This window comes from Ancylobacter sp. VNQ12 (assembly GCF_049445835.1).
In the GTDB taxonomy this organism is placed as follows: Bacteria; Pseudomonadota; Alphaproteobacteria; order Rhizobiales; family Xanthobacteraceae; genus Ancylobacter.
Map to the genome: position 1 here is coordinate 22016 of NZ_JBMSDU010000030.1, position 18022 is coordinate 40037.

Genomic DNA, 18022 nt, shown 5'->3' on the forward strand with positions numbered 1-18022 from the left:
TCGCAGATGCCGTCAATCCACGGACACTGGCGGGACGTGCCCGAGCACGTCCAGCAGAGTTGAAAGCACCGTTTGCTGTGCATGCATGTCGATCATTGCCGTCACATAGGCGATGCGGCTGGGTCCCACGGTCTCGCAACCCGTCACGGGAGGAGACTTGCGCCACTCCTCATATCTGGCATCGGCCGCGTCGCGAAGGCTGCGATGGATCTTGATGGCTTGTATCGTAATCTGCTCAAGGTCCCGCCTGGGAAGATTCTCGGTCAAGCCGACAACCGGCCTCAGGGTAACCTTGTGCTCCGGCAGCACATCGCCGTTTGTGTCGGTGCCCATCCGTACTCTTCTTCAAAAATCGTCGGCGATGCGCCTCCGCCGACCCTATCCTTTGACCCCTAGCCGGGGGTTGGAAAACCGAACACAGCCGGTCCCCATGACCTTTAGCGCCGAGGCACCTGGACATACGTCACAGGCCCCCGGCCATAAGGCCAGAGGATCCGATGTCATTTCGGCCGACATCAGCCGCTGTATTCGGGGTTTCCAAGCCCCGGGGCGGCGCGTACCGCCCCAGCAGCTCTTATAAAGTGAAGATACCGGGATCGCTAGAGAGAAGCGTCCTGCTCACCCGCCGCGAACTCTCATCGCGTGCGCATCGGACCTACCAACGCTGTGCGGAACGAGATACACCTCCCGGCACAGTCTTCCGGCCCCGTCCGGTGAACCTCAACGCCGTATAGATGTAATGGTTTCCGAGGCCGCGGCGGCGATGATGATCCGGAGCTTGCGCGGTCGATTGGCGGCGGGACATCCGAGAGATTTCACTTTTAATAACAATGCGTTAGTTTCCATAATTAAGCTTATGCGACTCGCAATCGGGGCTCCAAGGTTGATCGCCCTTGGGCTTCAGCACGCGCCCTGATCAGGTCACCGGTTGAAACCGGGTGTCCGACCGTATATGCTCCGATACGTCGGACGATTTATTAGGAGCGCATCATGTCAGCGGTCGCAGAAATGCTGAAGGTCACGGAAGCCGCCGTTGTGTCGCGGGTCAGCGCGCGCGACGTCAATCGCGCGATTGATGAGCACATCTTGCCCGATGCGTTCATTTCGAAAGATAATGGCCGGCTCGTCTTCGCCGGCGCCTGCTCCTTTATCAGCTTCTACTTCGAGGCTGCGGCGCATCTCACGTCGGAAGAGCGCCTCGCCGCGATCCGCGCAATTGCGCCCAGGCTTGCCCGCTCCCGAAAACTCGCATGGGCGGCACTCCTGCGCGAGGACTGGACCGTGCGTCATGACTTCCTGACGATTGATCTCATCCCTTTTCTGAAGCGCACGAGTGAGCGGCTCTCCGACCTAGAGGCCGCCCGCGAGATGGTCATGTCGTCCGACGATGTTCTCGGCGGCTCGCCGGTCTTCCGCGGCACCCGCGTCCCCGTCTACGACGTCGCCGCATCGGTGGCGGCCGGCCATTCGCTCGATCGCATCCTGGCGGCCTATCCGAGCCTCGATGCCGAGAAGGTTCGCCTCGCGACGATTTATGCGGAGGCTAACCCGGTGCGCGGGCGGCCACGCGCGAGCGGCACCCTTCCGGAGGGCTCCGTCGTCGTCACCGATCGTCGGGTCCCTCGCCTCAGGAAGGCGGGATGAAGTTCCTGATCGACGAATGCCTCAGTCCGGAGCTCGTCAAGATCGCGCACGAGAAAGGACATGGGGAAGCCAGCCATGTCGTGTGGCTGGGACTGGCCGGGCTCAAGGACTGGGAGTTGAAGCCCATCATTCTCGGTGGTGACTGGACTTTCGTGACCAAGAACTCGGTTGATTTCAGGGGACCGAAAGATAGGCCCGGCTCCCGAGGACAATATTCGGACGTCGCCATCCATGCGGGTCTCATCTGCCTGAACGGTCCGCCCGGTATGGACCTCGACATGCAGATCGAACTCTTCGAACAGGCCCTGCTCGAGCTCGATCACGACGATGATCTTGTCAACCAGGTCCTCGAAGTGACGCTCGAGGACGAGGAAGCGCTGCGTATCGTCCGCTATGCCCTCCCCGACGATTGATGGCGGCACTATCTCCGAAACCTCTCGCGTTGGCCTGCACCGGCGTCGGTCCGATGACACCCCGGTCGCGCGTCAGCTCGCACGCGGCGCCTTCAGCTCCACGAAGCGCTTGCGAAACCAGTCGCGCAGCATGTCTTTCTCATAGGCAAAGCGCTCACTGGAATTCTGGGCGGACGGATTCCAGAGATAGTTGATGTCGGAGACGGTCTCCTCGCCCTTGGCGAGGACCCTCTTTCCCTGCGTGAGCGTGTAGCGGAGCTTGAAGCGCGGCGGGGTGATGTCGCGCAGAATGCGAACGTCGTTGAAGCGCGGCCGCCACGGCCCATATTCGCCGGCGAGCCTGGCGTCGATTACCTCGATCCGCACCGACTGTCCGTCCTTCAAGTATCGCGAGCCCAGTCGACCGAAGTAACGCTGAAACTCAGCAATGACCCCGTCCCGCGTGCCCGAGCTGCGAAAATCTCGATCGTTGTAATTCTGCGGATTTACGAACGTGACCTGGACCGATGCGGTGGCTGCCTGCGTCATCAGCGTCAGGGCCGCCAGACCAGCAGCGACAATCGACATCCTGCGCATGGCTTGCTCCATCGCCCGATCTTGCCTTGGACCAATATAGGCTATGCGCGACGACAATTCATCAATCGGACTTTGGCCGGCTGCCGCCGATACCGGACAAATCGATGCGGATCCCCGCCTTGTTCGGATCGACGGGTTCGGGGCGAACCGGTCCCGCGGCTTCGGTTGGGGCCGCTTCGCTCCGATCTGCTTCCGCCGGAGCCGGCACCGCGAGTCTCACGTCGCCGGGATCGGGCTCGCTGAATATCGCCTTTCCCTCGAAACTCCCCGTCTTCCAGGCGTCGATCGCATCGTCGAAGGCCTCGTCAACGGCGTTGCCGTACCATTTGGTGACGATCCGGTAGACCTTGGCGAAGAGCCTCGTGCCCATCCGGATGTTGGCGCAGGCGTCGACCAGATCGGGCTTCAGCTCCGAGACGTCGCTCACGCCGAGCCCCGCCGGATATTGGGTGACGCCGACCCGCACGACGGCCTTGCCGACATGCTGGCGGACGAGAGCCATGGCCTCCTCCGCCGTGCCCGGCCGCGGCACCAACACGACGCGCTGGCCGGATCGGACGGTGACCGCCAGCGGATCGGGCGAGCCCGCCTTCGCGATGAACTTCTCGACGATCGCCGGCTTCAGGCCGGGATCAGCGCATTGCTGGATGAGGGCGGCGTCGACCATGAGAACTCCCTGTTCATCGGTTGAAGGCGGTGACGAGCGGCACGCCGAACAGCCTCGCCCAGGCGATCGTGCTGGCGTTCTGGATGTCGATGATCGAGGTGCCGACGGTCCACCAGCCATTGCCGGTGGCGACGATCGCGTCCGGCCGGCGCAGCATCGACTGCAGGATGGGCCAGACGACGAGCTGCTCGTAACAGATCAGCGGCGCGATCCGCTGGCCGCCGAGCTCGACCGCCGGGTTGGCGAAAAGATGCGCCCTTGCGCCGCCCGCCCGCCCGACCAGGCGGCGCCAGGGCTGCCACATCGAGACCGGAACCGGCATGCGCTCGCGATAAAGGATGCTGGCCTTGTCCGCCGAGATCGCGACCAGCACGTTGTCGTAGCCCTGCGGATCGATGACGGCAGCGCCAGCGATCACCGCGATGTCGCCGCTTGAGAGCGCGTCACGCCACAGCTGCTCGACGCTCGGCGTCCAGAACCCGAGCGCGCTTTCCGGGAGCACCACGATCCTGGCGCCCTGCTCTCCATCCCGCATGACCGAAGTGATCAGGTCGCGCTGGCGCTCGAGCGTACTGTCGCGCCCGAGGCTCTGGCCCATATCGAGGTCGACGCCCCGGAATCCTTCCGGGAGCGGCGGCGGCGTCCATGTCGCGACCGACCACAGCCAGAACCCGCCGAGCGCGATCGCCGCGATCGGCGAGGCTCGCGTCGTCATCGCCATGAGGCCGACCACGGCGGCCGCAAGTCCCAGCCAGCCCCATCCGGGAAACAGCACGCCGGCGGCCGTCAGCGGATGCGCCCAACCCACGATACCGAAGGGCGGCACCGCCATCAAAGCAGCCGCCAGCCCAAACTTCGCCGCCCTGCCTCCTCCGGGCCGGGTCGTCCAGAGCAACCCGTGGACGGCTACGAAGGCGAGCGACGCGACGAGCCAGAGGAACAGGCCGGGCCAGATGTCCGAGCCATAGAAGTTCGCGACCCCCTGCGGCAGGCCGCGAGACGCCGCCAGAAAATAGGCTGCCGCGACCAGCGCTGCGACGAAGCGGCTGCGCGCGAAGGCCCATAGCGCCGGGAACAGCATCGCGAGCGGCAGCGCCAGCGGCTCGCCGCTCCAGCCGATGACGCCGACCAGCGCGGCGATCAGGATCAGCACCAGATCCCGCGTCATGTCACGGCTCGAAGGTGAGGAGCGGGTGCGCGCGGCCGAGCACACCGCTGGCCGGGATCGGCCCGAAATACCGTGAGTCATAGGAGCCCGCGAAATCGGAGTGGAGGAACAGGGAACCGGGCGAAACCGGCCCACCCGAAAAGGCCGTGAGCGCCCTGCCCGCGGCGTCGGTCGGCCGAAGATCGGAATGGGGAATCGGCCGCCCATCGACAGAGACACCGGCGCCGATTTCGGTCGCCTGCCCTTCGGTCGCCACGACCGTCTTGATCAGCGGGCTGAACCAGCCTGGGCAGAGGCCGCCGCCGAGATAGCCGCGCTCGCGCGCCATGCGGAACGCGGCGCTGTCGGGCGGGCAGATGAAGACGAGATCGCCCGCGGCCGGCGGCCGGTCGAGCGGCTCGATCCGCCAGAGCCCGAGTGGATAGCTGCGCGTGAGATTGAGGCGCAGGCCGCCGAACCAGGCGATGCCGGCAAGCAGGATGAGAGACGCCGCCGCGCCCGGCACAATGAGGATGCCAGGCCGCCTCACTGCTTCATCACCGGCGTCTGCCGCTGCGACTGGCGGAGGTTCTCCGACTGCTTCAGGGTCGCGGCGGTGCGCTCGTGGGCGGCGAGCTGCTGCGCGGTCCGCATGGTCGGCCAGGCCTCGGCGAGCTTCTGCCGCTCGCCTGGAGCGAGCCCGTCGGCCGCCTTGTCGAAGATCCTGCCGGAGGGGTCGCGCGCGGTATTGGTCAGCAGCGTGCGCTCGCCGAACCGCTCCGCGACGGCCTTGTTGAATGCGTCGATCTCGGTCTTCGCCTCGCGGTTCGAGATCGCGTAGCCGAGGGCGGCCGGCAGGTCGTTGCGGTCGATGGCGTCGCGGACCCGCTCGAGCACGCGATGCGCCGCCGGGGACAAGGCCGGGATGTCGATCGAGACGCGATGGCGCATCGCCTGCTCGTCGGCCTGGAGCTTCTGCACGGCGGCCTCGCGCAGGTTGAGATAGCGTTCGATGTCCCGCTTCAGCGCCGGGACATTGAGCTCGGCGACGCGGCGGTCCTCGCGATCGGCTTTGCCGGCGAGAAGCCCGATCCTGCCCTTGAGGGGGCCGAGCGCCTGCGGTTCTGCGACCAGCCGATCCAGCGTCGTCTTCGCCGCAGCGGGATCCGACAGGACCGCGTCGAAATTCATGGCGCGGAACGCCGTCTCCGGATCGGCGAAGACATAGCGGAAGCGGGTCGAAACCTCGTCCCATTGCTTGGTAACGGCAGGATCCGCACGCAGCTTCTCCTCGACCGTGTCCTGGATCGATTTGGTGAACAGGGTAACGCCGGCGACCATCGCTGCGGCCTCCTTCGGGCTATGTGTCTGACGGGGATCGAACAGGCCGAGACGCGCGCCGATGCCGCGCAGGCGCTGAGTGAGATCGGTGAGCTTCTGTTTCTGCCGGACCGTCCAGTCGACGCGATCGCGCAGCAGCGTGCGGGCGACCTTGACGATGTGCAGGCCGCGGTTCTCGGCGAAGCGAAGCGCCTGCCGGTAGAGCGTCCCGCGCTCATAATCGAGCGTGGTCTCCTTGGCGTTGCGTCGCGACAGGACCTTTGCCAGCCCGCCATGGAAGCCGAAGGAGCGGCGCCCGTAGTAGAGCGCCATGTCCTCGCGGTGCCGGGTCAGCGCGACATAGGTCAGGTGGCGGTCGAGCGAGAGCGAGGCGAGCACTTTCACGCGGTCGACGGTGGCGCCCTGGGCCTTGTGGATGGTGGTGGCATAGCCGTGGTCGACATTGCGATAGAGGTGCTGGTCGACCGTCACCTGACGGCGCTGCTCGCCCTCGCCGATCGCCGCGACGATGCGGTTCGGTACGGCCTCGACCACCTTGCCGAACATGCCGTTCTTCACGCCGAGGGCGCTGTCGTTCTTCAGGAAGACGATCTGGTCCCCCGCATCGAACTTGCGGGCGCCGTCCTCGGTGCGGAACGCGTGACCCTCACCCACGAGGCCGCGGTCGACCAGCTTCTCGCGCGCCATCGTGTTGAGCATGCGCACGTCGCGGCGCAGATGCGCGAGGATCAGCGAGCTCCTGGCGGGATCGTAGTCCCGGTTCCAGTCCGCGATCAGTCTGGCGACGGCTTCGGCCTTCAGAACCGAGCCGAGCACCCGGCCCTGCTGCTGATAGGCGGAGAGCGCCTCCGCGATCCGGCCGCGCGCCAGGTCCATCGAGGCGGCGCGCATCCATTGCTCGCGCTGCCGATAGATCGTCTCGAGTTCGGCATAGCCGATGCGCTCGACGATGGCGCGGAATGCGGCGCCCGCCTCGATCGGCTGCAGCTGCTCGGGATCGCCGACCAGCACCAGCTTCGCGCCGGCCCTCACGGCCGCTTCGACGAAGCGCGCCATCTGCTTGGAGGCGACCATGCCGGCCTCGTCGAGCACGAGGACGGTGCGGGCGTCGAGCATGTCCCTGCCCTGCTTCCAGCGAAGCTCCCAGGACGCCAGCGTGCGGCTCTGGATGCCCGCCTCCTTCTCCAGACCCTCGGCGGCCTTGCCCGCGAGCGCCGCGCCGACCACGCGGCAGCCGGCGAGCTCCCAGGCTTCCCGCGCCGCCTTCATCATGGTCGTCTTGCCGGCGCCGGCGCGGCCGACGACGGCCGCGATCCCGCCCGGTTTCGTCACATGCTCGATCGCCGTGCGCTGCTCGTCCGACAGCCGATCATGGCGGGCGAACACCTGCTCCAGAGCGCGCTCGCGAACGCCATGCGACCCGCGCTCCGACAGCCAGATCGCCTGCCTCGCCATGCCGGCCTCGACACGGATGAGCTCGCGCGTCGTGTAGCGCGCCGGCATTCTCTCGCCGGTCGCGAAGTCGACGCTTTCGCGCTCGATGCGTAGGAGGTCCGGGCTCTGGAGGATGCGCGCCATCAGCTGCTGGAAGGTGCCGGCATCGTCGACATAGCGGTGCAGCACCTTGGCGATGTCTCGGCTGTCGAAGACGCTCTTCTCCGACGTCAGCAGGTCGAGCACGATCTCCGGACGGTTCAGGATTCGCCGGCGGTTTTCGGTGCGCTGCGCCTCGAACAGCTTCAGTCGTTCGAGATCGACCGCCTCGCCCTCGCGCGCCGACTTGCGCTGGATCGCCTTGGCGCCGACGCCGATATGCGTGGTCGGCACCAGGTCGATGCCGCGCTCGGCATAGGAGCGCCCGTCGACGCGGATATCCAGGCCGGCGAGCGCAAGATGCTGGTTCTGCAGGTCGAGCCAGCCATTGCGCTGCTCCAGGAACTCGGCCTTCTCGCCCGACCAGAGCCGGTAGACGATCTTGCCGGCCTTGTTGCGCAGCACCTCGCCGTCGTCGCCGATGACAGGGATGCGCTTCGGACCGAACCCATCTTCGGTGAGTGGCCGCAACGTCGTCATCAGGTGGACGTGCGGATTGCCCGGCTCGTCGTGATACACCCAGTCGGCCACCTGCCCGCGCGCCAGGACCTGCTCGAGCACGAACTGCCGCATCAGCGCGACGTTCTGCTCCTTGGACAGCTCGACCGGCAGCGCGATGATGAATTCGCGGGCGAACTGCGCGTCCTCGCGCTTCTCGAACGCCTCGACCCTGTTCCAGAACGCCTCCACGGCGCCCGCGACCGAGCGGTCGGCGATCAGCGCCCTCGCCCATTCCGGCGCGTCGGCCGGCAGCATGAACTCCTCATGGGCGAGATTGCGCTTGTTGGAATAGTCGACCGTCCGCCCCTCGGCCTCGTATTCCATCCGCGCGCAATGGCGATACGCCGCCGACAGCACGGCGCTGCGGCCATTGCCGCGGCCGATGAGCTGGGGCGTGAAATGCGTGATCGCCACGGTGACGGCGTCTCCCCTCGAGGTCTCGAACGGCGTGTTCGTCGGGAGAGGCCGGCCCCGCCAGGGCCGGCGCAGCACGTCGCGGCAGCGACGTATTACTGCGCCCTTGGATGCCGCTCCTTCGGAACGGCCGGGATGATCTCAAGCGGCGTCGGCTTCGCCGACTAGCTTTTTTACTAGTCGCCGCTGGCGCTCATCCGGGGAAAGCTGGGCCTCAACCCAGCGGATACCGGACAGCGGAAGGGTCAACCGGAATGAAGAAGCCGTCGCGACAGATCAGGGAGGAAATCGCCAGGCTGCAGGACCAGCTGCGGCAGGCCGAGACACGCGAGGCCGAACGCATCGGCCGGATCGCGCTGAAGGCTGGGATCGGCGAGATCGAGATCGAGGAGACGGCGCTGCTCTCGGCTTTCGAGGAGGTGGCGAAACGGTTTCGCGACGACGGCGGCGCATCGAGCGGAAGAAAGGGCGGCGCAGGCCGGCAGCCAAATGGCGGGGCGTCCACGACGCTCGCGGCTAGCGCGGCTCAGGGCGGCGATCGCGAGGCTTGAGCGCATGCGCCGGTCGAGCTCATCGGACGCACGCAAGAAGGAAACGCGCGAGAAGATCGAGCTCGGCGGCCTGATCGTGAAGGCGGGCCTGCGCTACGAGAAGCGCGCGCTGCTGCTCGGCTTGCTGATCGACGGGCAGCGCCGCGCCAGCGAGGACGAGGCCGAGCGAACGCGGCTCAGCGCCATCGGCGCGGAGGCCTTCGGGCGCGATCATGAATAGGGTGCTGCTGGCCGGGCTGCAGGCGGCGATCATGATCGCCGTGGCGGTCACGACGACCGGCGCCGAGCGCTGGCTGGCGGGCCTTGGCAAGACCGAGGCCGCGCGCCTGATGCTCGGCCGTGCCGGGCTCGCGCTGCCCTATGCCCTGGCTGGCGGGATCGGATTGATCCTGCTCTTCGCCGCGGCCGGCGCGATCGCGATCAGGGCGGTCGGATGGGGCGTCGTGACCGGGAGCGCCGTCGTCATCGGCATCGCCGTCATCCGCGAGGGCATGCGCCTCGCGGCCTTGGCGGCCCGCGTGCCGGCGGGGCAATCCGTGCTTGCCTATGCCGATCCGGGAACGAGCGTCGGGGCGGCGATCGCATTCATTTGCGCGATGTTCGCGCTACGCGTCGCCATCAAGGGAAATGCCGCCTTCGCAGCAGCGACGCCGCGCCGGATCAAGGGTCGGCGCGCGATCCATGGCGAGACCGACTGGATGAAGATGGAGGCCGCCGGCAAGCTGTTCGGCGATGCTGGCGGCATCGTCATCGGGGAGCGCTACCGGGTCGATCGCGATTCCGTCGCCGGCATCGCGTTCCGCGCCGACAGCCGCGACAGCTGGGGCAGCGGCGGCCGCTCGCCGCTGCTCTGCTTCGACGGCTCGTTCGGCTCGTCGCACGGCATCGTCTTCGCCGGCTCCGGCGGCTTCAAGACCACGTCGGCGACGATTCCCTCGGCGTTGAAATGGGGCGGCGGCCTCGTGGTGCTCGACCCCTCATCCGAGGTGGCGCCGATGGTGATCGGCCATCGGCGCAAGGCGGGCCGCAAGGTGGTGGTGCTCGATCCGGCCGACGTCGCCGCCGGCTTCAACGCGCTCGACTGGATCGGCCGTTTCGGCGGAACGAAGGAAGAGGACATCGTCGCGGTCGCGACCTGGGTGATGACCGACAACGCGCGCCAGGTCTCGGCGCGCGACGACTTCTTTCGCGCCTCCGCGATGCAGCTTCTGACGGCGCTGATCGCGGATGTCTGCCTGTCGGGTCATACGGAAAAGAAGGACCAGACGCTCCGGCAGGTCCGCGCCAACCTCTCGGAGCCGGAGCCGAAGCTGCGCGAGCGGCTGACGAGGATCTACGAGCAGTCGGGATCGGACTTCGTGAAGGAGAATGTCGCGGTGTTCGTCAACATGACGCCGGAGACCTTTTCCGGCGTCTACGCCAATGCGGTGAAGGAGACGCATTGGCTGTCCTATCCGAACTATGCGGCCCTGGTCTCCGGCGACAGCTTCACCACCGACGAGCTCGCCGACGGCGGGACCGACATCTTCATCGCGCTCGACCTGAAGGTGCTGGAGGCGCATCCGGGTCTTGCCCGCGTCATCATCGGCGCGCTGATGAACGCGATCTACAACCGCAATGGCGAGGTGAAGGATCGCACCCTGTTCCTGCTCGATGAGGTGGCCCGGCTCGGCTTCCTGCGCATCCTCGAAACCGCCCGCGACGCCGGCCGGAAATACGGCATCACCATGACGCTGCTGTTCCAGTCGATCGGCCAGATGCGCGAGGCCTATGGCGGTCGCGACTCCACGTCGAAATGGTTCGAGTCGGCGTCCTGGATCAGCTTCGCGGCGATCAACGATCCGGAAACTGCCGACTACATCTCCAAGCGCTGCGGCGACACCACGGTCGAGGTCGACCAGCTCAGCCGCTCCTCGCAAATGTCGGGATCGTCGCGCACGCGCTCGAAGCAGCTGGCGCGCCGCCCGCTGATCCTGCCGCACGAGGTGCTGCGCATGCGCGCCGACGAGCAGATCGTGTTCACGGCCGGCAATCCGCCGCTGCGCTGCGGGCGGGCCATCTGGTTCCGCCGCGAGGACATGAGAAGCTGCGTCGGCGAAAACAGGTTCCACCGGAAAGAGGCGGTGCAGGGAGGAGCGCTTTGAGACGGCTGCGCATCGGCGACAGCGAGGTGGAGGATACAGCCGGCGACATCGCGGTGCGGCTGGCGGACGCCTTTGCGCGGCGCGAGCATCCGCTGTGCCTGTGCCAGCCGGAGGGCGTGCCGATGTATGTCGCGCGCGCGGGCGGGCGCCATGTGCTGAAGCGGATGCCGGGCAGCGGACCGCGGCACGATCCCGACTGCGATTCCTATGAGCCGCCGCATGCGCTGTCCGGCCGCGGAACCGTCGACGGCGAGGCGATCGTCGAGAACGCCGAGGACGGCGTCACCCTGCTGAAGCTCGATTTCAGCCTGTCGAAGCAGGCCGGTCGGACGGCGCCGGCGCCGCGAGAAGCGACCGATGCCGGCGCGGTGAAAACCGACGGCTCGCGCCTCTCGCTGCGCGCCCTGCTGCACTATCTGTGGGAGCAGGCCGAGTTCAATCGCTGGCGTCCGGCGATGACCGGACGGCGCAACTGGGCGGTGCTGCGCAAGTTCCTGCTCGAGGCGGCCGAGGGCAAGACCGCGAAGGGCAAGGCGCTCGCGGACGTCCTGTTCATTCCCGAGATGTTCGACGCCGATCGCGACGCCGCGATCGGGCAGCGGCGCGAGACGTTCCTCAGCCGCGCGTTGAAGGCCGAGGGCAAGCGCCGCTCGCTCGCCATGCTGATCGGCGAGGTCAAGGAGATCGCACCGGCGCGCTTCGGCCACCGCGTCGTGATCAAGCATCTGCCGCGCTTTCCCTTCATGCTGAATGAGGATGTGCATCGGCGGATCAACGCGGTGTTCGCCCACGAGCTGGCGCTGTGGAACGCGACGGCGGATTCGCATCTGATCGCGATCGCCACCTTCGGTATCGATGCCGCCGGCATCGCCTCGATCGAGGCGATCGCGCTCATGGTCGTCACCGATCGCTGGATCCCATTCGAGAACCGCTATGAGGCGGCATTGATCGACGCGCTGGCGAAGCGCAGCGCGAGCTTCGTCAAGAGCCTGCGCTACAACCTGCCGGCCGCGCACCCGATGGCCTGCGTTGTTCTGTGGCAGGACGGCGCCGCACCGCTCGGCATGTATATCGTGCCCGACGGCGCCGAGGCCGACTATCGGGAAAAGCTCGACGAGCTGATCGCCGAGAGCGGCATCGCGTCGTGGACCTGGAACATCAGCGACGGAGCCATGCCGGAGCTTCCGGCATGACGTGGTCGGAGGTGGCTTCCATGCGAGAGCGAGAGGCGGCCGGACCGCCTCTCGCCTGCGGCTCAGCGGCCGCTCGGCGCCAGCTCTGCGGGCCCGTAGACGATGCGGCGGGCATGGAAGCTCACGCCGGTCTCGCAGGCGATCTGGTCGATGATCTGGCGCAGACCGCAGAGGCTGCGGTCACTCACCTCGCGCAGCGACGGGCCGCATTCGGCGAGCGCGTACCAGCGCCTCGTGCGGGGATCGAATATCTCCTGCGTCGCGAGGTCGATGTCGAGATGATCGAGGAGCGGCTGCGGCTGCGCGATCCAGCGGTGTTCGAATTCCGCCTCGATCCAATAGAGGTCTTCGGCGGCCTGCTCGGCGCGCGCCGGGTCGGCGCCGTCTCGCGCGCACCGCTGCGCCTCCACCGCGCGTATCATCAGCTCGATCAGCTCGCCGAGCTTGGCGACGAGCCGGTCGTGTGCGCTGCGCGCGAGATCATTGTCGCAACCGACGCGACTGATCCTGGCTATGAACCTGAAGCCGTTGAGGCGCGTGAACAGCGAGAGGTAGTCGATGTCGGACATGGGGTGTCTCCTTTCGTTCTGACGAAAGGCGGCTGCACCGTAGGCGCGAGGAGTCAGGGATCGCGAAGCGACCGCCTGCGGCGGCGAGCGGGGGTGCCGATTTTCCGGCGGCGCCTCCCGGGCGGCGGCGGAAAATTGGGGGAACCGCGATGTCCTTGACGCCGGAGCGGCGGGTGTATGATCGGACGTCAGAGAGAGAGGAAAGCCACGGCGCCCGCCGGGCGCCGTGCCCGCATCCGGCGACCAGCCGGCAGGGTGCGCGAGGGTCGCCCTCGCGACAGGGCGCCCGGTCGATCCGGGCGACCTCGTCCAGCGAGATGGATCGTCACCCGCATGGGCGGAGACCGCATCGCGGGCTCCGGGAGCGGTGCGCAGCGGCGCGAGTAGAGCCAGTCCGCCGCAGGCGGCTCGCCCAGATCTCCTTGCAGGTGGCCGCATGTCTTGCCGGGCTGGCTATTCTGATGCCAAACGCCACCCGGGTCGTCCGGCCTGCCCCGGTTTCGATCGGAGAAAGACACACCGCATTGACCATATCCTTCCGTTCGGAACGACAGCATCGCAGCTCGGTTCGGCCGGGCGGTCTGAGCAGCGCTCCCGCAGAATTGTTGTTCTCCCTATCAGAGGCGCTCTCGTCGCCGCGCTCGCCCTCGCCGCGCTTCATTGGCCATGTCGCGGACATGCTGAGCCGACGCGGGGTGCGATTTCCGATACCGTGACGGCCTCGTTCTCCATCTGTGGCAGCGCCCGGCGGTTCGACTGCGTGGTCGACGGCGACACATTCTGGCTCGGACGACAAAAGATCCGGATCGCCGACATCGACGCTCAGGAACTCACGCCGCCACGCTGCGCACATGAGAGGGAGCTGGGCGAGGCTGCGAAGCACAGGCTGCGGGCGCGGCTGAACGCCGGGCCGTTTTCACTGCTCGCGGGCTCGCGGGACGAAGACCCGTTCGGCCGCAAGCTGCGCACGGTGCTGCGTGCGGGACGCTCGATCGGCGAGCGCCTGGTCGCCGAAGGGCTTGTCCGGTGCTGGGACGGCGGCCGGCGTAGCTGGTGCGACTGAGGCATCAGCTCAATGAATCGGTCGAGCCGGACCGATTCGAAAAACGCGTTGGACGCCGCATGCGGCGGCGGCGAGACTCCCGGCATGACCCAGAAGGGCAGCCGACCCGTCCATCTTCGCCGCATCGACCCGACGCAGAACATGCGGCGCTTCTACGCGCTGGCGATCCAGCCGACGCTGTTCGGCGGCGCTTCGGTCATCCGCAACTGGGGCCGGATTGGATCGAACGGCCAGGCCATGATGCAGACCTTCGACCGGCCGGACGAAGCGGATGATGCGCTGAGCCGCCTCGAGCGCAGCAAGCGGCGGCGGGGCTACCGCGACGCGGATTGAACCGTCCCCACAAGAATGGCCGGCAAGCGAAGCGCTGCCGGCCAGGAGGCGTCACATGGTCTCGTCGATGACACCGGCCGCCTTCAGCCGGGCGTCGTCCATGTGGTCGATGATTTCATAGTCGTCCAACATCCAGTCGAAATCGCCGTTCCGCACGTCCTGAAGTGTGGCCCAGGTGCCGTCGGGCCAGAGAACGATGTCGTCGGGATGCGGGTGTCGGCGCTGTGATGAGTAGGATCGCGTCATCGGGGTCTCCTCGTGTGCCGGAAAGGACGAAGGCCCCGCCTTGCGGCGGAGCCCTCGCGTCGCTGCGATCAATCCCGCCGCGGCCGGGACCAGATCAGCTGCAGGCCTTCCTCGCCGTCGACCTCGACCAGGGTGGCATAGAGGGGCTCGCGGAAGGACGGATCGTCGAGCTTGACCGAGAGGTAGTCACGGCCGGTCTCCTCGGCGGTCCGCTGCCAGGCCGCGCCGAGCTCGGCGTTATGTGGAGCTCCACATAACGTCGATTATGCGGAGAGGGGGATTATGCGGAGCGCTGGTCTGTGAGGTCTGTGTTGGCGCCGGTTTCGGCAGGGTTCTGCTCCGCATAATTGCGAGGGTGGAAGGCGGACGCCCCGCGGGAAGCGGAGCGCCCTTGGCCGGTCATCGCGACCAGATGAGCTTGTGCTCGCCCTTGTCGCCCTGGACCAGGGAGGCGTAGACCGGGGCCGTGAAGGACGGATCGTCGAGCTTGAGCGAGAGGTATTCGGCGCCCGTCTCGCGGGCGGTCCGGCTCCAGCCGGCGCCGAACTCGACGCCGTTGGCGGTGACGCGGTAGTCGGGCGCCTTGTCGTTGTCGCGGTCGCAGGGCTTGATGGTGGCCTTGACGTTGAGGGTGAGGGTCTTGATCGTCCCGGCGTAGGCGCCGTTCTCGTCGCGGGTGAAGGTGCCGATCTGAGCCATTGTCGTATCTCCTGAGCTTTGCCCGAAGCCGCCCGATGCGGCCTCGATGGCGGTCGAGAGGCGACGGACCGGACGGCTGCACCCACCGGGGTCCCCGGCGCGCTTGCGCGATGGGGTGGTTCTCGGGGCCGCAGCGGCAGCGGAGGACGGCGGCAGCCGAGCTTGTTGTCCCGCGAGGAATGACCGCTTGCGGTCAGGGGAAGAAGGTCGGCGGAGCCGTTGCAGGCCAAGGCCGGGCCGGCGCCAGACCAGCCCAGAAGAGAGGCCGCCTGGGGGCTTCGTCGCATGATCGACAGAGATCGACGCTGGCGGTCGGCGCCTCATCAGCATGCTCAGCGCCGCCGGTGCGTCACCCTCCCGCGGTCACGGCCACCTGCCTCCGGCCCAACGACACATGCCCCGCCCCACACGGCACAGGCCGTGTCGAACACGATGCCGGTGCAGGACCGTTCCGATCAGGCCGGTGCCTCCAGGTCCGAGAGCAAGGACGCGATCAGCGCATCCGGTGCCTTGAACCGGCCACGCCTGAGCTCCGGCAGGACGACCGCCTCGATCGCTTCCAGCTTTTCGGAGGGGTCCATGCGAAGATAGATTTCCGTCGTGCGGATATCGGCATGACCAAGCCACAGGGCGACCTTCCGGATGTCGTGGGTGGCCTGCAGCATGATGACCGCGCAGCTGTGTCGGAGCTGATGTGGCGAGACCCTCCGATCGCGCAGCGATGCGCAGGTCTCGGCCGCCTTGCGGACGTGCTTGTCGAGCACATACTCGAACCCTGCACGGGTCATCGACTCACCCTGCGCATTGACGAAGAGCTCCGGCACGCGGACCGCGCCCCTGACGCTCAGCCAGGCGCGAAGATCCCGCGCCGTCTCCTTCCAGAGCGGCAGGCAGCGCTCCTTGCGGCCCTTGCCCCGGATCATCACGCTTGCGCCGTGCTGGAGCGACAGGTTTTCGGTCAGAACGCCGACCAGCTCAGAGACCCGCAAGCCCCCGGCGAAGCACAGGTGCATCATGGCCCGGTCGCGCACACCGGATCGTGTCGCAGGATCGGGGGCGTTGAGGATCGCGCGGACCTCTTCCATCGTCAGATGACGGATGAGCTTCTGGTCATGGCGCTTGGCCGGGATCGCATGGATCCGGCCGATCTGCTCCAGGGCGGAGGGGACCTTGTGCTCCACATAACGCATGAACGTCTTGATGGCGGCGAGCCGTAGGTTGCGTGTGGAAGCGCCGTTGCCGCGCTCCTGTTCGATATGGGCGAGGAAGGCCACGATCATCGGCGCGTCGAGGTCTTCGATGGTCAGCCGTGATGGTCGGGTGCCCAGCCGTTTCGCGGCGAAGTCGAACAGCAGCTTGAAGCTGAACGCATATGTCTCGCAGCTCTGTAAACTGTAGCCTCTCTGGCGAGGCATGTAATCGCGCAGGAAGGCGGTGATGAGAGGGGCGAGCTTCGTCATGCGACGCTCTCCCCGACCAGCATTTCTGCAGCCGAGGCGATATCCGCCATCATTTCCGGCGTCGCCTCAAGATACCAGTAGGTGTTCCGGATATCGGCATGGCCCAGATAGGTCGACAGGGCGACGAAGTGCCGGGCGACCACACCACGCTCGGCGCCGCATTGTTCCAGCACGCGGGTTGCGAAGGTATGGCGAAGATCATGGATGCGAGGCTGCCGGCTTCGCTCGGGCGCGATCCCCGCCCGGCGCAGGATGCAACGGAAGGTATAGTTCACAGTCGTCGGGCACAGCTGCCTGTGCTGGACGGATGGGAACAACCAGTCGCTTTCGCCGGCGCGTTGGCGGCGGACATCGAGATAGCGTTCGAGCGCCTCGATGACCGTCGCGTGCAGCGGCACGAGCCGGCTCTTGCGGAACTTGGTCTCGCGGATGTGCAGCACACCATCAGGCCCAATGTCGTCGAGCCTGAGCGCAAGGGCCTCCGAGATGCGCAATCCCGTGGCGGCGATCAGCCCGAACAGCATGACGTAGAGCTGGCGCCGCAGGGGATTGGGTTTCTGACGCCGGAGCCTGCCGGCGGCATCGAGGACGCGGGCGATCTCGTCGGGCGTGTAGATATAGGGGATCGGCCGCGCTTTCCGGCTTGGCGCGAGGTCGGCGCGCGGGATCTCATGCCGAGGATCTTCAGCATGGAGGAAGCGCGCAAACAGGATGAGGTCCGTCAGGCGCCGCTCACGGGCGCCCGGCGTCCGGGCGACTGTTGCCAGCCAGGCGAGAACGGATGCCGTGCGGATATGCGCTTCGCCCCGCCCGGCGGCGAAGCGCGCGAAGGCGCGAAGATGCCGTTCGGCCTTGACCAGCTTGTAGCCAAGAGTGCGGCGCAAAGTGATGTAGCGGTTGGCATCGTCGCTCAGCATGGCAGCCTCCCGCCCCAGGGCTGCGCGATCTCCGACAGGAGGCCGATGTCCACCTTGGCATAGAGCGCGGTGACCGATGGCGAGCGGTGCCGCAGCACGGCGCCGACGCCGGCAAGGCTCGCGCCGCTCCGCAGCATCGCCGTCGCTGCGGAGTGGCGCAGGACATGGGCGCCACGATGAACGCTCCGGATCTGGGCGCGGTCGAGGGCGCGGCGCACGATGCACTTCACGGCGATGCGGCTCAACGGGTGGACAGGCGCCGTGTCCGTCAGGAACACCCGCGTCGTCGCGATGCGTGGCCGCGCCCGCTCGATATAGGCGAGGATGGCGTCGCCGATCTCTTGGGTCAGCGGCAGGCGCTCTTCCCGCCGGACCTTGCCAGCAAGGGTTATGCGGCTGGTCACCCAGTCGATCGCGTCGAAGGTGTGTTTCGGCATGGAAGATTGACCCCGTTGTGAGGGGGATCGGCGTGTAATTTTGACCCCCCTCTTGGCTCATGGTCCGTCGTTTGGTTGCGACGGGCGGGCTGGGGATGAAGGGCGTGGATACGA

20 protein-coding genes and 1 pseudogene are annotated in these 18022 nt (G+C 67.0%); 8 read left to right on the top strand and 13 right to left on the bottom strand.

Going from position 1 to position 18022, the window contains the following annotated elements:
* Window positions 1-12 precede the first annotated feature (12 nt).
* Window positions 13-333, bottom strand: coding sequence for a transcriptional repressor TraM (locus ACO2RV_RS23330; protein WP_423296607.1), 321 nt, complete (start codon window positions 331-333; stop codon window positions 13-15).
* Window positions 334-990: 657 nt separating this feature from the next.
* Between ACO2RV_RS23330 and ACO2RV_RS23335 the strand changes: the two genes are divergently transcribed.
* Complete coding sequence (locus ACO2RV_RS23335) at window positions 991-1644, top strand: DUF433 domain-containing protein (RefSeq protein ID WP_423296608.1); 654 nt, start codon at window positions 991-993, stop codon at window positions 1642-1644.
* Entirely contained in the window at window positions 1641-2057 is a 417-nt protein-coding gene (locus ACO2RV_RS23340) for a DUF5615 family PIN-like protein (protein WP_423296609.1), read from the top strand. Before ACO2RV_RS23335 ends, ACO2RV_RS23340 begins: the two co-directional genes overlap by 4 nt.
* Before the next feature lie 72 nt (window positions 2058-2129).
* Here the strand turns inward: ACO2RV_RS23340 and ACO2RV_RS23345 are convergent, their stop codons facing one another.
* From ACO2RV_RS23345 to traA, 5 genes are read right to left on the bottom strand one after another with little or no spacing between them, the layout of a single operon-like run.
* Window positions 2130-2645: a DUF3016 domain-containing protein gene (locus ACO2RV_RS23345; RefSeq protein ID WP_423296610.1), complete on the bottom strand. Its 516-nt coding sequence runs from the start codon at window positions 2643-2645 to the stop codon at window positions 2130-2132.
* Between the two features lie 49 nt (window positions 2646-2694).
* A complete protein-coding gene (locus tag ACO2RV_RS23350; protein WP_423296611.1) occupies window positions 2695-3300 on the bottom strand; it encodes a TraH family protein in 606 nt (201 codons plus the stop codon).
* A gap of 13 nt (window positions 3301-3313) precedes the next feature.
* Window positions 3314-4468, bottom strand: a complete 1155-nt coding sequence (locus ACO2RV_RS23355; RefSeq protein WP_423296612.1) for a conjugal transfer protein TraB — start codon at window positions 4466-4468, stop codon at window positions 3314-3316.
* 1 nt (window position 4469) lies between these two features.
* Window positions 4470-4997, bottom strand: a complete 528-nt coding sequence (gene traF / locus ACO2RV_RS23360) for a conjugative transfer signal peptidase TraF (protein ID WP_423296613.1) — start codon at window positions 4995-4997, stop codon at window positions 4470-4472.
* The gene (gene traA, locus ACO2RV_RS23365) at window positions 4994-8296 is read right to left on the bottom strand and encodes a Ti-type conjugative transfer relaxase TraA (RefSeq protein ID WP_423296614.1); all 3303 of its coding nucleotides are present in this window, start codon (window positions 8294-8296) and stop codon (window positions 4994-4996) included. The genes traF and traA overlap by 4 nt, the downstream gene beginning before the upstream one ends.
* Before the next feature lie 254 nt (window positions 8297-8550).
* Here traA and traC point away from each other — a divergent pair, with 254 nt between their 5' ends.
* From traC to ACO2RV_RS23385, 4 genes are read left to right on the top strand one after another with little or no spacing between them, the layout of a single operon-like run.
* Window positions 8551-8847 carry a conjugal transfer protein TraC gene (gene traC / locus ACO2RV_RS23370; RefSeq protein ID WP_423296615.1) on the top strand — a complete coding sequence of 99 codons (297 nt, stop codon included), beginning with the start codon at window positions 8551-8553 and terminating at the stop codon, window positions 8845-8847.
* Window positions 8848-8851: 4 nt separating this feature from the next.
* The gene (gene traD / locus ACO2RV_RS23375; RefSeq protein WP_423296616.1) at window positions 8852-9067 is read left to right on the top strand and encodes a type IV conjugative transfer system coupling protein TraD; all 216 of its coding nucleotides are present in this window, start codon (window positions 8852-8854) and stop codon (window positions 9065-9067) included.
* The gene (gene traG, locus ACO2RV_RS23380) at window positions 9060-10991 is read left to right on the top strand and encodes a Ti-type conjugative transfer system protein TraG (protein ID WP_423296617.1); all 1932 of its coding nucleotides are present in this window, start codon (window positions 9060-9062) and stop codon (window positions 10989-10991) included. The genes traD and traG overlap by 8 nt, the downstream gene beginning before the upstream one ends.
* On the top strand, window positions 10988-12184 hold the full coding sequence (locus ACO2RV_RS23385) for a DUF1173 domain-containing protein (RefSeq protein ID WP_423296618.1): 1197 nt from the start codon (window positions 10988-10990) through the stop codon (window positions 12182-12184). Before traG ends, ACO2RV_RS23385 begins: the two co-directional genes overlap by 4 nt.
* A gap of 62 nt (window positions 12185-12246) precedes the next feature.
* Here ACO2RV_RS23385 and ACO2RV_RS23390 read toward each other — a convergent pair whose 3' ends face one another.
* Complete coding sequence (locus ACO2RV_RS23390) at window positions 12247-12753, bottom strand: hypothetical protein (RefSeq protein WP_423296619.1); 507 nt, start codon at window positions 12751-12753, stop codon at window positions 12247-12249.
* A 601-nt stretch (window positions 12754-13354) separates the two neighbouring features.
* On the opposite strand from ACO2RV_RS23390, the gene ACO2RV_RS23395 reads away from it, so the two are divergent.
* Both ACO2RV_RS23395 and ACO2RV_RS23400 read left to right on the top strand, forming a co-directional pair.
* Window positions 13355-13816, top strand: a complete 462-nt coding sequence (locus ACO2RV_RS23395; RefSeq protein ID WP_423296625.1) for a thermonuclease family protein — start codon at window positions 13355-13357, stop codon at window positions 13814-13816.
* Window positions 13817-13900: 84 nt separating this feature from the next.
* Window positions 13901-14149 carry a WGR domain-containing protein gene (locus ACO2RV_RS23400; RefSeq protein ID WP_244451071.1) on the top strand — a complete coding sequence of 83 codons (249 nt, stop codon included), beginning with the start codon at window positions 13901-13903 and terminating at the stop codon, window positions 14147-14149.
* Window positions 14150-14200: 51 nt separating this feature from the next.
* On the opposite strand, the gene ACO2RV_RS23405 is transcribed toward ACO2RV_RS23400, so the two are convergent.
* From ACO2RV_RS23405 to ACO2RV_RS23430, 6 genes and pseudogenes are all read right to left on the bottom strand, one after another.
* Entirely contained in the window at window positions 14201-14395 is a 195-nt protein-coding gene (locus ACO2RV_RS23405) for a hypothetical protein (protein ID WP_423296620.1), read from the bottom strand.
* A gap of 68 nt (window positions 14396-14463) precedes the next feature.
* Window positions 14464-14634 (bottom strand): annotated as a pseudogene (locus ACO2RV_RS23410) (DUF736 domain-containing protein); the annotation flags it as partial.
* 160 nt (window positions 14635-14794) lie between these two features.
* Window positions 14795-15094 (bottom strand): DUF736 domain-containing protein, encoded by a 300-nt coding sequence (locus tag ACO2RV_RS23415; RefSeq protein WP_078709509.1) that lies wholly within the window; start codon window positions 15092-15094, stop codon window positions 14795-14797.
* Between the two features lie 455 nt (window positions 15095-15549).
* Window positions 15550-16554: a tyrosine-type recombinase/integrase gene (locus tag ACO2RV_RS23420; RefSeq protein WP_423296621.1), complete on the bottom strand. Its 1005-nt coding sequence runs from the start codon at window positions 16552-16554 to the stop codon at window positions 15550-15552.
* A complete protein-coding gene (locus tag ACO2RV_RS23425; RefSeq protein ID WP_423296622.1) occupies window positions 16551-17471 on the bottom strand; it encodes a tyrosine-type recombinase/integrase in 921 nt (306 codons plus the stop codon). Before ACO2RV_RS23425 ends, ACO2RV_RS23420 begins: the two co-directional genes overlap by 4 nt.
* A complete protein-coding gene (locus ACO2RV_RS23430; RefSeq protein ID WP_423296623.1) occupies window positions 17465-17908 on the bottom strand; it encodes a tyrosine-type recombinase/integrase in 444 nt (147 codons plus the stop codon). The genes ACO2RV_RS23425 and ACO2RV_RS23430 overlap by 7 nt, the downstream gene beginning before the upstream one ends.
* Window positions 17909-18022: the final 114 nt, after the last annotated feature.